The 14,249-nt window shown below is 59.7% G+C and carries 12 protein-coding genes; 5 read left to right on the top strand and 7 right to left on the bottom strand.

Features of this window, described 5'->3' with window-relative positions; translation table 11 throughout:
• Positions 1-8: 8 nt before the first annotated feature.
• Together ACNA0J_RS06930 and metE are read right to left on the bottom strand one after the other, a co-directional pair.
• A complete protein-coding gene (locus tag ACNA0J_RS06930) occupies positions 9-611 on the bottom strand; it encodes a DUF2889 domain-containing protein (protein WP_415817794.1) in 603 nt (200 codons plus the stop codon).
• Positions 612-765: 154 nt separating this feature from the next.
• On the bottom strand, positions 766-3,060 hold the full coding sequence (gene metE / locus ACNA0J_RS06925; protein ID WP_415817792.1) for a 5-methyltetrahydropteroyltriglutamate--homocysteine S-methyltransferase: 2,295 nt from the start codon (positions 3,058-3,060) through the stop codon (positions 766-768).
• 196 nt (positions 3,061-3,256) lie between these two features.
• On the opposite strand from metE, the gene ACNA0J_RS06920 reads away from it, so the two are divergent.
• Positions 3,257-4,177 (top strand): LysR family transcriptional regulator, encoded by a 921-nt coding sequence (locus ACNA0J_RS06920; RefSeq protein ID WP_415817790.1) that lies wholly within the window; start codon positions 3,257-3,259, stop codon positions 4,175-4,177.
• 68 nt (positions 4,178-4,245) lie between these two features.
• Here the strand turns inward: ACNA0J_RS06920 and ACNA0J_RS06915 are convergent, their stop codons facing one another.
• The 3 genes from ACNA0J_RS06915 to ACNA0J_RS06905 form a co-directional block, all read right to left on the bottom strand.
• Positions 4,246-4,860 carry an NADPH-dependent F420 reductase gene (locus ACNA0J_RS06915; RefSeq protein WP_415817788.1) on the bottom strand — a complete coding sequence of 205 codons (615 nt, stop codon included), beginning with the start codon at positions 4,858-4,860 and terminating at the stop codon, positions 4,246-4,248.
• Positions 4,861-4,956: 96 nt separating this feature from the next.
• Entirely contained in the window at positions 4,957-5,721 is a 765-nt protein-coding gene (locus ACNA0J_RS06910) for a 3-oxoacyl-ACP reductase family protein (RefSeq protein ID WP_415817786.1), read from the bottom strand.
• A 114-nt stretch (positions 5,722-5,835) separates the two neighbouring features.
• Entirely contained in the window at positions 5,836-6,792 is a 957-nt protein-coding gene (locus ACNA0J_RS06905) for a zinc-binding dehydrogenase (RefSeq protein WP_415817784.1), read from the bottom strand.
• A 142-nt stretch (positions 6,793-6,934) separates the two neighbouring features.
• On the opposite strand from ACNA0J_RS06905, the gene ACNA0J_RS06900 reads away from it, so the two are divergent.
• Positions 6,935-7,864 carry a LysR family transcriptional regulator gene (locus tag ACNA0J_RS06900; RefSeq protein WP_415817782.1) on the top strand — a complete coding sequence of 310 codons (930 nt, stop codon included), beginning with the start codon at positions 6,935-6,937 and terminating at the stop codon, positions 7,862-7,864.
• A 63-nt stretch (positions 7,865-7,927) separates the two neighbouring features.
• Here ACNA0J_RS06900 and recX read toward each other — a convergent pair whose 3' ends face one another.
• Positions 7,928-8,503 carry a recombination regulator RecX gene (gene recX, locus ACNA0J_RS06895; RefSeq protein WP_415817780.1) on the bottom strand — a complete coding sequence of 192 codons (576 nt, stop codon included), beginning with the start codon at positions 8,501-8,503 and terminating at the stop codon, positions 7,928-7,930.
• Positions 8,504-8,577: 74 nt separating this feature from the next.
• Positions 8,578-9,645, bottom strand: coding sequence for a recombinase RecA (gene recA / locus ACNA0J_RS06890; RefSeq protein WP_415817778.1), 1,068 nt, complete (start codon positions 9,643-9,645; stop codon positions 8,578-8,580).
• A 232-nt stretch (positions 9,646-9,877) separates the two neighbouring features.
• Here recA and ACNA0J_RS06885 point away from each other — a divergent pair, with 232 nt between their 5' ends.
• The 3 genes from ACNA0J_RS06885 (at position 9,878) to ACNA0J_RS06875 (ending at position 13,949) form a co-directional block, all read left to right on the top strand.
• Entirely contained in the window at positions 9,878-10,570 is a 693-nt protein-coding gene (locus tag ACNA0J_RS06885) for a response regulator (RefSeq protein ID WP_415817776.1), read from the top strand.
• Positions 10,571-10,685: 115 nt separating this feature from the next.
• Positions 10,686-12,062 carry a sensor histidine kinase gene (locus ACNA0J_RS06880; protein WP_415818202.1) on the top strand — a complete coding sequence of 459 codons (1,377 nt, stop codon included), beginning with the start codon at positions 10,686-10,688 and terminating at the stop codon, positions 12,060-12,062.
• 210 nt (positions 12,063-12,272) lie between these two features.
• A complete protein-coding gene (locus ACNA0J_RS06875; RefSeq protein WP_415817774.1) occupies positions 12,273-13,949 on the top strand; it encodes an MFS transporter in 1,677 nt (558 codons plus the stop codon).
• Positions 13,950-14,249: the final 300 nt, after the last annotated feature.

Raw genomic sequence — 14,249 nt, 5'->3', positions numbered from 1 at the left:
GTTACCTGTCAGGACGAATGAGAAAAAGAGGGAGAATCGGAATTTGCGCCCGCTGACGCCTCAGCGCTATCCCCGGTGTACCACTTGGGATAATGCTCAAGCACCACCGGGCCGTCAGTGCGCAAGGCATGACAGCCATCCAGCTGAAATGGGCGGATATCCGGATTGCTGTTCTGGCGCCGCCGGTTGGCCATGGATTGGACTGCCGCGGTGGGCAGCACCTGCGAAAGCTCGGTCATGTGCGTACAGCCTGCCGTACGACCAAAGCGCTCCTTGACCTGGCGCCGAAACCCTTTGAGCAGGTTCATGCCCACCAAGCCCGCATAGGCGGCGTCGATGTCCATGCAGTGCTGTTCGTAGGGTGCCGCGTCATAAGCCGCCTGGGCTGCCACTATGGTAAACGCGTCATCGATGGTGATGCGCAGATGCATGTGGTGAATATGGCGGCCTGCTTTGAAAAATTCCCCGTTGCTCTTGGGGAAATCATAGGACTTGAAGTCAATGAGCTCAGCTTCGATATCCCACAAACCATCCTCGCGCCCGTAGGACTGCACGCGTATGGAACGCGTGTGCAAAGGATGGCGAGGAACTGTCGACGGTGGCAAGGGCATTAAGGGGCCTGCACTTCAAAGTCTTTGACGCAAAGCAGCAAATCCAGGGAAGTATAACGCAGGGCTCGAGGAAACGCCGCTTCCCCTCTCCCCCGCCCACCACGCTCCCAGGGGCGGCCGGGCTACCGGCCTCCTGGGTGTAAAGCGGGACGGATCAGGCCGCACGCAGCGCGCGGGCCGCCTCAACCATTCCCACCAGCGCGGCCTCGGTTTCCGGCCATGCGCGGGTCTTCAGGCCGCAATCGGGATTGACCCAAAGGCGCTCGCTCGGCAGGCGCGACGCCGCCTTGCGCATCAGGCCGACCATCCAGTCCACGTCCGGCACGTTGGGCGAGTGAATGTCGTACACACCCGGGCCGATATCGTTCGGATAACGGAAATCCTCGAAGGCTTTCAGCAGCTCCATATTCGACCGCGAGGTCTCAATGGTGATGACGTCGGCATCCATCGCGGCGATGGATTCGATGATGTCATTGAACTCGGCATAGCACATGTGAGTGTGAATCTGCGTGTCCGCTGCCACGCCGGCAGTCGACAGGCGGAAGCAATCCACCGCCCAATCCAGATAGGCCTGCCAGTCGCCGCGACGCAGCGGTAGCCCCTCGCGGATGGCGGGTTCGTCGATCTGGATGACTCGCACGCCGGCCGCCTCGAGATCAACGACCTCGTCGCGCAGCGCCAGCGCCAACTGGCGGCAGGTCTGCTCACGAGGTTGGTCATCGCGCACAAACGACCATTGCAGAATCGTCACCGGGCCGGTCAGCATGCCCTTGACGGGTTTGTCGGTCAGCGACTGCGCGTACGAGGACCAGCCGACGGTCATCGGCGCAGGACGAGCGACGTCACCGAAAATGATCGGCGGCTTGACGCAACGCGAGCCATAGCTCTGCACCCAACCGTTGCGGGTAAAGGCAAACCCGGCCAGCAGCTCGCCAAAATATTCGACCATGTCGTTACGCTCAGGCTCGCCGTGCACCAGCACGTCCAGGCCGATTTTTTCCTGAAAGCGGATGACGGCCTCGATTTCCTTGCGGATCGCTGCCTCGTAGGCGGCATCGCTCAGCACGCCGGACTTCCAGTCACGACGCAAGGCGCGGATTTCGGCCGTCTGCGGGAACGAACCAATAGTGGTCGTCGGAAATGCGGGCAGTTTCAGCAACTGCTGTTGCTGTGCAATACGGTCTGCAAACGGCGCACGGTCACGGGTGACTTTGGTGGCGTCAGTCATGCGGCGAATGACAGCGGGATTGTGAATGCGGGGCGATTCACTGCGTGCCTTGAGCGCGGCGCGCTGGGTTGCCAAGGCCGAGCTGACTTCAGCCGTCTCGGCATGATCCAATGCCCGGCCGAGCAGACTCAGCTCGTCGAGCTTTTGCGCGGCAAAGGATAGCCAGCTTTTTAGTTCGGCATCCAGATCTGTTTCATTTGCCAAGTCCACCGGTACGTGCAGCAAAGAACACGACGGCGCCAGCCACAGGCGATCCCCCAATTGTTGGCGAACCGGCGCCAACGCGGCCAGCGCGGCATCCAAATCGGTGCGCCAGATGTTGCGGCCGTCGATCACGCCGGCAGACAGCACCTGGTCTGGACGCAGCGCGGCAGCGATGGACTGCAACTGATCAGGCGCGCGCACCAGATCGATATGCAAGCCGGCAACGGGCAACGCCAAAGCAGTTTCCTGATTGTCCTGCAGACCGCCAAAATAGGTCGCCAGCAACAGTTGGACAGGCGCCTGCGCCAGACGCGCATACACCGTGCGATAGGCGTCACGCCAGGCTTGCGGCAGATCCAGCACAAGAATCGGCTCGTCGATTTGCACCCATTGCACGCCCTGCTGTGCCAGGCGCGCCAATACCTCGGCATAGACCGGCAGCAGCGCGTCCAGCAATTGCAGTTTGGCAGCGTCTCCGGTCCCATCGGTAAACGCATCGCCCTTGCCCAGCCACAGCCAGGTCAATGGGCCCGGAATGACGGGCTTGACTTGATGGCCGAGGGCTTGAGCTTCCTTGACCTGATCGAATAGATACTCACGCGCGATGCGGAATGTCTGGCCGGGAACCAGTTCCGGCACGATGTAGTGATAGTTGGTATCGAACCATTTGGTCATTTCGCAGGCCGCGGTAGGCGTGCCCGATGGCGCGCGCCCGCGCCCCATGCGAAACAGCGTATCCAGCGTCACAGGCTGATCATCGGCCTGGCCAAAACGCGCCGGCACCGCGCCCAGCAGCGTGGTCCATTCCAGGACATGGTCATACCACGCGAAATCGCCTACCGGCACGAATTGAACGCCCGTCGACGCCTGGCGCTGCCAATGCGCGGCACGCAGCTCGCGGCCTGTTTGCGCTAGATCCCCTGCGGCCTGCTTGCCTGCCCAATAGGCCTCGACCGCGCGCTTGAGCTCACGCTGCGCGCCAATACGGGGAAAGCCCAAATTATGAATTATGGTCATATAAATATCCGATTCAACAAATTTCATTCAACTCTGATGCTATTCTGCCTTTAACTTAATTTGCGTCAAAATCAATCTCAACATACATTTATTGAAAATTTCTCATATAAATAAATTGAGTGTGATTCATGTTGGTCCATCCGCAACCTCGCTACGCTCATATTTTTTATCCACCCTCCCCTGATACGCCTGATCCATGCTCGAAATCCGTCATCTAGAAACCCTCTCGGCGATCCGCGACGGAGGCAGTCTGCAAGAAGCCGCCGATCGACTGCACCTGACGCAGTCGGCGCTATCTCATCAACTGCGGGATCTGGAAACCCGTCTGGGTACCCCTTTGCTCAATCGCCGTACCCGCCCGGCTCGCCTGACAACAGCGGGGCTGCGGGTGCTGGCGCTGGCCGATGAAGTCTTGCCGCAAATCCGAGCCACCGAACGGGAGTTGCAGCGGCTGGCGGCGGGCCGCACGGGGCGGCTGCATCTGGCGATCGATTGCCATTCATGTTTTCAATGGCTCATGCCGAGCATGGACGCATTTCGAGGCCAATGGCCGGATGTCGCGCTGGATCTGTCGGCCGCGTTTTCGTTTGCCCCCCTGCCCGCGCTGGTACGGGGGGATCTGGATCTGGTGATTACCTCGGATCCACAGCAACTCGAAGCGGTGGAATACCTGCCCTTATTCAAATACGAGCTGGTATTGGCTGTATCCGAGTCGCATCCTTTGGCTGCCAGCAAACATATCGCGCCCGAACAATTGGCTGATCAGATCCTCATCACTTATCCTGTGGATCGGCAACGGCTGGATGTCTTTACGACATTTCTGGATCCCGCCGACGTGGAGCCGGCCGCGGTACGCAAGGCAGAACTGACCCCCATCATTGTGCAACTCGTCGCCAGCAACCGCGGAGTGACTGCACTGCCTAATTGGGCACTGACAGAATATTTGCATCAAGGCTGGCTGCGGTTGTGCCACCTGGGTCCGCAAGGAGTATGGCGTACGTTGTACGCAGCCGTACGCACCGAGGACATCGACGCGCCTTACATTAATGATTTCCTGGCAATCGCACGAGAGACGTGCTTTAAAACCCTGGATGGGATACGGTCAGTGAAAGTCTGAATGGATCAAAAAATAATACCCCCACGCTGCGCCTTCGGCTTGCTGCCCCAAGGATTGGGGCGCGGTTGTCAACCAAACTGCACCAGTTCTAGCGAGGGCAGCGGCCCACCTGGGAACTGCGTCATGCGTCCACCCACGGCCAGCGTGCCAAGATCGATACCCGCGAAGCCCAACTGATCGATCAACGCACTGACCTGCGCCTTGGCATGGGCATCGTCGCCAGCAAAGAACAGAACGCGTCGCCCTCCGCGCTCCGCTGGATCGGCGAAGAGCAGTTGGGGACGTAGATGATTGAACGCCTTCACAACGCGCGCGCCCGGTACCAGATCGGCGAATGACTGGCTCGATGTGCGGCCATGAAGGTCGATGGGCTTGAACAGCGGTGCCTCGATCGGATTATTAGCATCGATAACAATGCGCCCCTCGAAATCCGGCAGCCCGGCCAGGGCACCTGGCAACTTCGACCAGTTCACCGCGACCAACACGATGGCCTGCGCGGCCGCTTCCTCTCGTGTGCCGGCGCGTATGCTGAGACCAATGCTCTGTACCAGCGCTTGCAGACTCTCCGGCCCGCGGCTGTTCGACAGGACGGCCGGGATACTGCAGCGTGCCAGCGCGCGCGCGAATGCCGCGCCGATATGACCCGCACCGATGATGCCGATGGAAGGAAGCGGCGTGTTCATGATGAATGTCCTCGACCGAAGATGAAGTTATGTCTGATGACGAAGATCGGCTTTGCAGTCGTGTGGAGCGGGCCAACGAGCCCACTCCAGAGACGCTCAAGACGTGAAACCGCCGTCGACCAGGATGTCGGCGCCCGTGACATAGGAGGCCTGTGGACTGGCGAGAAACGCCACGACGCTGGCGATTTCATTCGGCTTGCCGTAACGGCCCACCGCGATACCGGGGATGAGCAACTTGGCCCACTCGCTATCGACCGGATTCATGTCCGTGTCTACGGGCCCGGGGTGCACGGTGTTGACGGTGATGCCACGCGAACCCAGGTCGTATGCCAAGCTGCGGTTGAAGCCAGTGATGGCTCCCTTTGTCAGTCCATACACCGAGAGACCGGGCACGCCGGCATACTTCGTCGCCGAACTTCCGATGTGCACGATTCGGCCACCTTCCTTCATGTGGCGTATGGCTTCCTGCGTGGCAACGAAAACGCCCGTGACGTTGACCGCGAGCATCGACTGATAGTCCTCGAATGTAATCTGGTCGATCGGGCTCGCCGACGCGATTCCGGCGTTGTTCACCAGAATGTCCAGGCCACCAAATGTCTCGACCGTCTTGGTGATAGCCGCGCGCACGGCGTCCGGATCCGCAGCATCGGCTACGATGGCCAGCGCGCGGCCGCCGGCCGACTCGATGTCCGCGATTGTTTGCTTGGCCGCGTCAGGCGAGCCGCGGTAGGTGAAGGCGACTTGGGCGCCGTCGGCAGCGAGTTGCTTAGCGATGGCCGCTCCGATTGAGCGAGAACCACCGGTGACGAAGGCCGTCTTGCCGACCAGCGGAAGCGATTGGGTAGAAGTTATGTCGTTCATGGGTCACTCCGTTTAAATGCCGAGGATTCGGTGGAGTGACTTTCGCGCTTTTATTGCTTGTTGATTAGTATCAAATGACTTGGATCATCTTCAAGCAATGATTTAATGCCTGGCCTACGTGATCAGAACCGGCAGCCCGGTCAAGCGTCGACTGTCCATGTCGTCGTGTGCACGCGTAATCTCATCGAACCGATAGCGAGCGGTTTTGAGGTCGTCGAAAATGCCGGAACGCACTGCGGCCCATAGCTCGTTGGTCGCAATGCCGACCGCCTGGCCACGCACATATTGAGGGGAACCGCCACTTCGAACTGCGATGGCTCGTCGAGCGAAATCTGGTCGGTTTGTCGATGCTTGGCCCGACGCATAGCCGATAGCTGCTATGACACCGCCATCGCGGACGCTTGCAGCGCCCAAATCAAACATCGCCTGCCCTACGAAATCGTAAACCACATCCACCCCATCCGGCGCGATCGCGCGGATATTCGCCGCGATGTCGGGATCTTGCGAGTGGAACGCGTAGGTGCTGCCAGCGGTTACCTTGGAGAGCTTGTTCGGAGACCCAGCTATACCAATGACCGTCGCGCCGAGCGATTTTGCCCAACGGGAAAGAATTGAGCCCACGCTTCCTGATGCGCCGAGCACCAGCGCCACATCAGTCGATTTGAGATCATAGAGGCCACGAAGCCCCATCCAGGCCGTTCCGCCCTTGGCCAAAAAAGTCGCTGCGACCTCATTGGTGATGTCGCTAGGCAGGTGGACCAACGGTGCCGTTGAAATCACCCTCTCGGTAGCGTATGCCCCCTCGGCGAAGAAGTAGGCGACACGGTCGCCGACCGACATCCCACTCACGTCGGGTCCTATCGCGGTGACTGTCCCCGCTGCTTCGAAACCAGGGACCGCCGGCATCGTCATTGGATACTGCCCCCTCCGTATCATGGTATCGACAAAATTGAGACCAATCGCGTCTTGGGTGATCTGAACCTCCCCAGCACGTAGCGCCCGCAGATCACTGGGGATGATCTGCAGGACGGCCGGACCGCCGGGGGACTGCATCTGAATAATTTTCGGCACGGCATCTTCTCCTGTTCCAAGAGCGGCGCAGAACGCTCTTTACCCTAGACCCTACAAGTAGGGCCACTTTCGCCCACTTATTTCCTCTTGATTAGTGCTATATAGCTTGAATCATCTTCAAGCATTAGTTTAATATCCACGAATGGAAACCTTGGCCAACTTGGAGTCATTCGTGCGCAGTGCCGAGAGCGGTAGCTTTTCGGCTGCGGCGCGGCGGTTGGCGCTAACTCCGGCAGCAGTAAGCCGGAACGTGGCCATGCTGGAGCGCAACCTAAAAGTACGGCTATTCCATCGTTCAACCCGCAAACTGACGCTGACCGAGGCGGGTGAGGCGTTCCTGAGCGCGATCGGCGGCAATCTGGAGTCTTTGCAAAACGCCATTGCCTCAGTATCGGCAGACGACGGACAGCCTGCGGGTGTGCTCAAGATCAGCCTGCCGCCAACCATCGGGATGAGCCACATTTTGCCGCTACTGCCGGACTTCTTGCAGCGCTACCCTCGTATCAAGCCCGAGTGGCATTTCGAGAACCGCGCGGTGGACCTGATCGCCGAAGGCTACGACGCCGCTATTGGTGGTGGCTTCGAGCTCGCGCCCGGCATGGTCGCCCGGACATTGGCACCAGCGCATATCATCGCCGTCGCATCTCCTGCCTATCTGGCCCGGCGCACAGCACCGGTTGACCCATCCGGGCTGATTGAGCTGGATGGAATCGTCATGCGTTCACTTAAGTCGGGCCGCATCCGTACCTGGAACATGCGCGACGCGCAAGGTGATCAGGTTGCCGCATTGATGCGCGAAACTTTAGTGGTCAACGACCCTGCCGCGCTGAGGGAGTCGGTGCAGCTAGGCTTGGGGGTCGCCATGCTGGCCGTCCCTGATGTTCTAGCAGGATTGGAGTCGGGGGAGCTTGTGCGAGTTTTGCCGCGCTGGTGGGCCGATGCGGGCGCAATCTCGCTCTACTATGCGAGTCGCGACCTGCTCCCGAGCAAGACGCGAGTCTTCATCGACTTCGTGATCGAGGCATTCAAACGTGAAGACTACGCACGGCGTTTTGCCGGTAGCTTGGGATAAGAACGTATGAATGCCTCACCGATTTTTGGGGCCTTAGGTCAAGAAAAACTGAGCCGCTCTTGATCAATCATCGTCACGCTCGTCGCCCAATAGACGCCGAATCACATCATGAGCGAACCCTCGGCCAGCCAGAAAGCGGGCCTGTTTGGCGTACTCGTTACGATCGACGGGTTTGGCGGAAAAACGCTTGCGCCAAACCTCGAGCGCACGCTGATATTCGGTGGCGCGCAGGTCATCGCGCAGTTGCGCGACCTGATCCTCGGCTACGCCGTGCTGACGCAATTCCTGCACAATGCGTGCCGTGCCCTGCCGCCCGGCACGACGATGCACCAGGCTCTGCGCAAATCGCTCGGTAGATAACCAGCCCTCTTTTTCCAGTGCATCGAGCACCGGCTCGATGTCGGAAGCGTCTTCGGCATAAGGCTGGAGCTTGCGCGCCAACTCATTGCGCGCGTATTCGCGACGCGACAGATAACCCACCGCGCGGGCCTTTAGGCTAGGTCCACGCGGTTTGGGCTTGCTCAATGTCTCGAAATCATTATCCCGAGCCGGGAGTTTGCCTTGGGTTTCGAAATCGTCTTCTTGTGCAGACAGCACTCGGCGATTTTCGCCACCGCTGTCCGCACGAGAGCGGTTCATCGTCTCAAATCCTCCGTCGTCAGGCTCGCGTGAAGACGAGCCGCGACGTGGCCACGAAGAACCCCGCTGACGAATCATTCTGCGTCGGTAGTCTCGGCCTCACTAGCCGGGAATGTCGCAGCACGGCTGACGATGCCTTGGTTTTCACGCACCTTGTTCTCGATCTCGATGGCGAGTTGGGGACGCTCTTTCAGGTATTCACGGACATTGTCCTTGCCCTGACCAATGCGGGTGCCGTTGTAGCTGTACCAGGCGCCGGATTTGTCGACCACGCCCGCTTGCACGCCCAGGTCGATGATTTCGCCCTCGCGCGAGATGCCGGCGCCATACATGATGTCGAACTCGGCCTGCTTGAATGGAGGCGAGACCTTGTTTTTAACGACTTTGACGCGCGTTTCGTTACCGACGACTTCTTCGGCTTTTTTGATGGAGCCGATGCGGCGGATGTCCAGGCGCACAGAGGAATAGAACTTGAGGGCGTTACCGCCGGTAGTCGTTTCCGGGTTGCCGAACATGACGCCGATCTTCATCCGGATCTGGTTGATGAAGATGACCATGCAGTTGGTGCGCTTGATGGTAGCGGTCAGCTTGCGCAGCGCCTGGCTCATCAGGCGAGCCTGCAGACCGGGCAGCGAATCGCCCATTTCACCTTCGATTTCGGCCTTGGGCACCAACGCGGCGACCGAGTCGATCACGATCAGATCCACCGAACCCGAACGCACCAGCGCGTCTGTGATTTCCAGGGCCTGCTCGCCGGTATCGGGCTGCGAAATCAGCAGATCGGTGAGGTTGACGCCCAGTTTCGAGGCGTACTGCACGTCGAGTGCGTGTTCTGCGTCGACGAATGCGCAGGTGCCGCCGATTTTTTGCATTTCTGCGATGACCTGCAGCGTGAGCGTGGTCTTGCCCGACGATTCAGGGCCGTAGATCTCGATCACGCGCCCACGCGGCAAGCCACCCACGCCCAACGCGATATCAAGCCCCAGCGAGCCCGTCGACACGACCTGGATGTCGTGTTCGACTTCGTTATCGCCGTAACGCATGATCGAGCCCTTGCCAAACTGCTTTTCGATTTGCGAAAGCGCGGCGGCCAGCGCCTTGGCCTTTTCCGAGGCGGCTGCTTTGCTGGTTTTGTCGTCCATGTGGTTTCCCGTGGCTAAATGATGTTGACGCTGTGAGGTTTAACGTGCGGCAAAGCGCTGCACGTCGAAGCGGCGATTATTGCATTCGATTGTACTGTATATAAATCCAGTGTGCCATATTTTTCCAGGGATTCCCAGGATGGGCAATCAGCCGATGCTGTGCCAGAATGCCTGCGCACGAACACCACCCGGTGTCGCGCGCCCTTAACGGCTTTTGCCCCGCTTTCACTGCATGCGCATCCTTATCGCCGAAGACGACAGCATCCTGGCCGATGGCCTGTCCCGCTCATTGCGCCACAATGGTTACGCCGTTGACGCCGTCAGTGACGGCGCCGCCGCCGACTCCGCCCTCGCCGCCCAGCCTTTTGACCTGCTCATTTTAGACCTGGGACTCCCTCAACTCACCGGACTCGAGGTCCTGCGCAGGTTGCGTGCGCGCAACTCGGCGATGCCGGTCCTGATCCTGACAGCGGCCGATAGTGTCGAGCAACGCGTCAAAGGGCTGGATCTGGGCGCTGACGATTACATGGCCAAACCGTTCGCCCTATCCGAGCTGGAGGCCCGTGTGCGCGCCCTGACACGGCGCGGTGCTGGCGGCGGAGCCACATTATTGCGCCATGGCCGCCTGGTGTTTGACCAGACGGGGCGTGTCGCACTGGTCGATGAGCAGACATTGGATTTATCCGCACGCGAAGTCAGCCTGCTGGAGATCTTGCTGACCCGCAGTGGCCGCATGGTCAGCAAAACCCAGCTCGTCGACCACCTGTGCGAATGGGGCGAAGAGGTCAGCACCAACGCCATCGAGGTCTATGTGCATCGGCTGCGTAAAAAACTCGAGCCTAGCGGAGTCAAAATCATCACGGTACGCGGCCTGGGTTATTGCCTTGAACGGGACCAAGGTGCCGCCAGCCACCTCACCCACTGAGCCAGCTGCGCACGAGTCGCTGAACCAAGAAGCCCTGGACGCCATGCGCGGCGGGGCGAAAGGCCCCAGCTTTGCGCCCCCCCAGCGATCGTTGCTGGGAGAAATCCTCGACTGGATGCTGGCTCCCCTGTTCCTGCTGTGGCCAATGAGCGTGGCCATCACCTACGTGGTGGCGCAGAACATCGCCAACGTCCCTTACGATCGAGCGCTGGCGCAGAACCTGCATATTCTGTCGCGCCATGTACATGCGCAGGGCGGACGCGCCGTCCTGCAAATCAATGATTCTGTGCGCGACGTGCTGCATCCCGGTGAGACCGACAGCGTATTCTGGCTGGCCCAGGGCAGTCACGGCGAGGTGCTGGGCGGGGATAAAGGCCTGCCGTTGCCCCCCGATCTCGGACCGCCACAGCCCGGCACTGTCCTATATGCCGAAGACACGTTGCGCGGGTTCGGCGTACGGCTGGCCTACACCTGGGTCGACCTGCACATCCCGCAAACTCAGCCCGTGCTGCTCGTGGTCGCCGAAACCATGGAAAAGCGGACCGAATTAACCAATGACATCATCAAAGGCGTCATCATTCCGCAATTCATCGTGCTGCCCGTCGCGGTGCTGCTGGTGTGGTTCGGCCTGTCACGAGGCGTCGCTCCTCTCAACGCCCTGCAACAGCGCCTGAGAGCTCGCCGCCCCGACGATCTGTCGCCCATCGACGAGGGCGCTGCCCCGTCGGAAATCGCACCTCTGGTCGGCGCCATGAATGAATTGCTGGATCGTCTGTCCTCGAACGTACAGGCGCAACGACGTTTTGTCGCTGACGCCGCGCATCAGTTAAAGACGCCCTTGGCGGGCCTGCGTACTCAGGCCGAGTTAGCCCTGCGAGACGCCAGCCCCGACGAAATGCAGGCGAGTCTGCGTCAACTGATCATGGGCTCGGAACGCGCCACTCGCCTCGTGAATCAGCTGCTATTACTGGCGCGCGCCGAAAACCCCCATTCAGTCGAATTGGTACCCGCCGACCTGAATGCCATCGCGCATGAGCAGACCTTGCAATGGGTGCACCAAGCGCTCTCGCTCAATACCGATTTAGGATTTGAAGGCACAGACACGCCAGTCATGATCGACGGCAACGATATCTTGCTCGCCGAGCTGCTCAATAATCTGGTGGACAACGCGCTGCGCTATACCCCATCGGGCGGGCATATCACCGTCCGTGTCAGCAGCAGCACCACACATGCCATCCTGGAAGTCGAGGACTCCGGTCCAGGCATCCCCCCCGAAGAACGCGAACGCGTCTTTGACCGTTTTTATCGCGTGCTGGGGACCCAAGCTGAAGGCAGCGGCCTCGGGCTGGCCATTGTGCGTGAGATTTCTCAAAAACATCACGCACAAGTGCAAATCCTTGAGGGCACCGCTCACTCGGATCTGCCCGGCGCATGCATCCGTGTGTTGTTTCCCTTACACGGTAGGCAGGAAAACGCTGATTTTCCGGTCTAGGGATATCCCTGATGAACAGACCCGGATCGGGTAAAAACGCTGGGAAAAACACCAAAAAAACACGTTTTGTTTCAAAATTAAGATTCAAGTAAGTATCCCGTCAGAACCCCGTCAGCCTCGTTTTCTACCTTCTTACTAGCCCGAATACCGGAACATACCGGACACGAGCCGGCACGGTGGATCACCACCGATCCAAAACGAGGAGACATCATGAGCACAGCATCGATGGCCAGCCCAGGCCCATCCACGGGCCCGCGCCCGATGACCAAAGACGAACGGCGCGTGATCTTCGCGTCGTCGCTAGGCACGGTATTCGAGTGGTACGACTTTTATCTGTATGGGTCGCTTGCGGCCATCATTGCGGGCCACTTCTTCTCAGGGGTAAATCCCACAGCGGCGTTCATCTTCGCCTTGCTGGCTTTTGCGGCAGGCTTTGCGGTACGGCCCTTTGGCGCCCTGGTCTTTGGCCGTCTGGGCGACCTGGTCGGCCGTAAGTACACCTTTCTAGTCACCATCGTCATCATGGGCCTGTCCACGTTCCTCGTGGGTGTGCTCCCCAGCTATGCCAGCATCGGCATCACCGCCCCCGCAATTCTGATCGTGCTGCGGCTGCTGCAAGGCTTGGCGTTGGGCGGCGAATACGGCGGCGCAGCTACCTACGTGGCCGAACACGCCCCCCAAGGCCGTCGCGGCGCCTACACCGCCTGGATCCAGACGACGGCCACGCTGGGCTTGTTCCTGTCCCTGCTGGTCATCATGGGCGTGCGCGGCATCATGGACGAAGAGTCCTTCAAAGCCTGGGGCTGGCGCATTCCGTTCCTGATCTCTGTGGTGCTGCTGGGCATATCGGTGTGGATCCGGATGCAGCTCAATGAGTCACCGACCTTCAAACGCATGAAAGAAGAAGGCCGCGGCTCCAAAGCGCCTCTGACCGAGTCTTTCGGCCAATGGAAAAACCTGAAAGTCGTGATCATCGCACTGCTGGGCCTGACTGCCGGTCAAGCCGTGGTGTGGTACACCGGCCAGTTCTATGCCTTGTTCTTCTTGACCAAGACGCTGCAGGTCGACGCCAACACCGCCAACATCCTGATCGCCCTGGCCCTGTTGATCGGCACGCCGTTCTTCCTGATCTTCGGCTCGCTGTCTGACCGCATCGGCCGCAAGCCCATCATCATGGCGGGCTGCTTGATCGCTGCCGTGACCTATTTCCCGATCTTTCAGGGCCTGACGCACTTTGCCAACCCAGCGCTCGAAAAAGCTCAGGCATCGGCACCGGTCACCGTGATTGCAGACCCGGCCACTTGCTCATTCCAGTTCAATCCGGTGGGCACCTCGTCATTCACGAGTTCATGCGACGTGGTCAAGTCGTTCCTGGCGGGCAACTCAGTGAACTACGCTAACCAGGCAGCCCCTGCCGGCACCGTAGCCAAGGTCAAAATCGGCAATGACGAGTTTCCTTCCTTCGAAGGCAAGAACATGTCTGCGGATGAGTTCAAGGCCAAGTCTGCCGAGCTGAAAACCGCCCTGACCAACGCGATCCGCAGCCACGGCTACCCAGCCAAGGCGGACCCGGCACAAATCAACAAGGTCATGGTGGTAGTCCTGCTGACCATTCTGGTGATCTTCGTGACCATGGTGTACGGGCCGATTGCCGCCATGCTGGTCGAAATGTTCCCCACCCGCATCCGCTACACCTCGATGAGCTTGCCGTATCACATCGGTAATGGCTGGTTCGGCGGCTTCTTGCCCCCGGTTGCTTTTGCGATCGTGGCTGCGACAGGCAACATCTACGACGGCTTGTGGTATCCGATCATCATCGCCGTCATGACGCTGGTCATCGGCACCTTGTTTGTTCGCGAAACCAAAGACGTGGACATCAACGACTAAGACTCCCTTTTCCCCCGCCAGGCAGGACTGCTGCGCCTGTCTGGCTCTTCCAAGCTCCTTCGGGAGCTTTTTTTTGTCTCGCCGGGCCGTCCCAAGATAAAAACGCCCCCTTGGGGGGCAGCAAGCCAAAGGGGCAGCGTGGGGGCATTTTTTATCGCTGTTGGTGTTGTGGGCGTTTGCTGTTCGTGATTGTCTCTATGGAGGCGTCCCTGTCGCGTGCCTGGGCGTGGTGCCGGGCCTATCGCACGGACTCGGCCCATGACCAGGGGCCTCGGTCCGCTGCGCGGACTAAATCCGTGC

The sequence above is a fragment of the Bordetella tumbae genome (assembly GCF_965139195.1).
GTDB classification, from domain to species: domain Bacteria; phylum Pseudomonadota; class Gammaproteobacteria; order Burkholderiales; family Burkholderiaceae_B; genus Bordetella_A; species Bordetella_A tumbae.
Note: the sequence above shows the minus strand (reverse complement) of the source record. Positions and strands in the feature narration are given on the sequence as shown.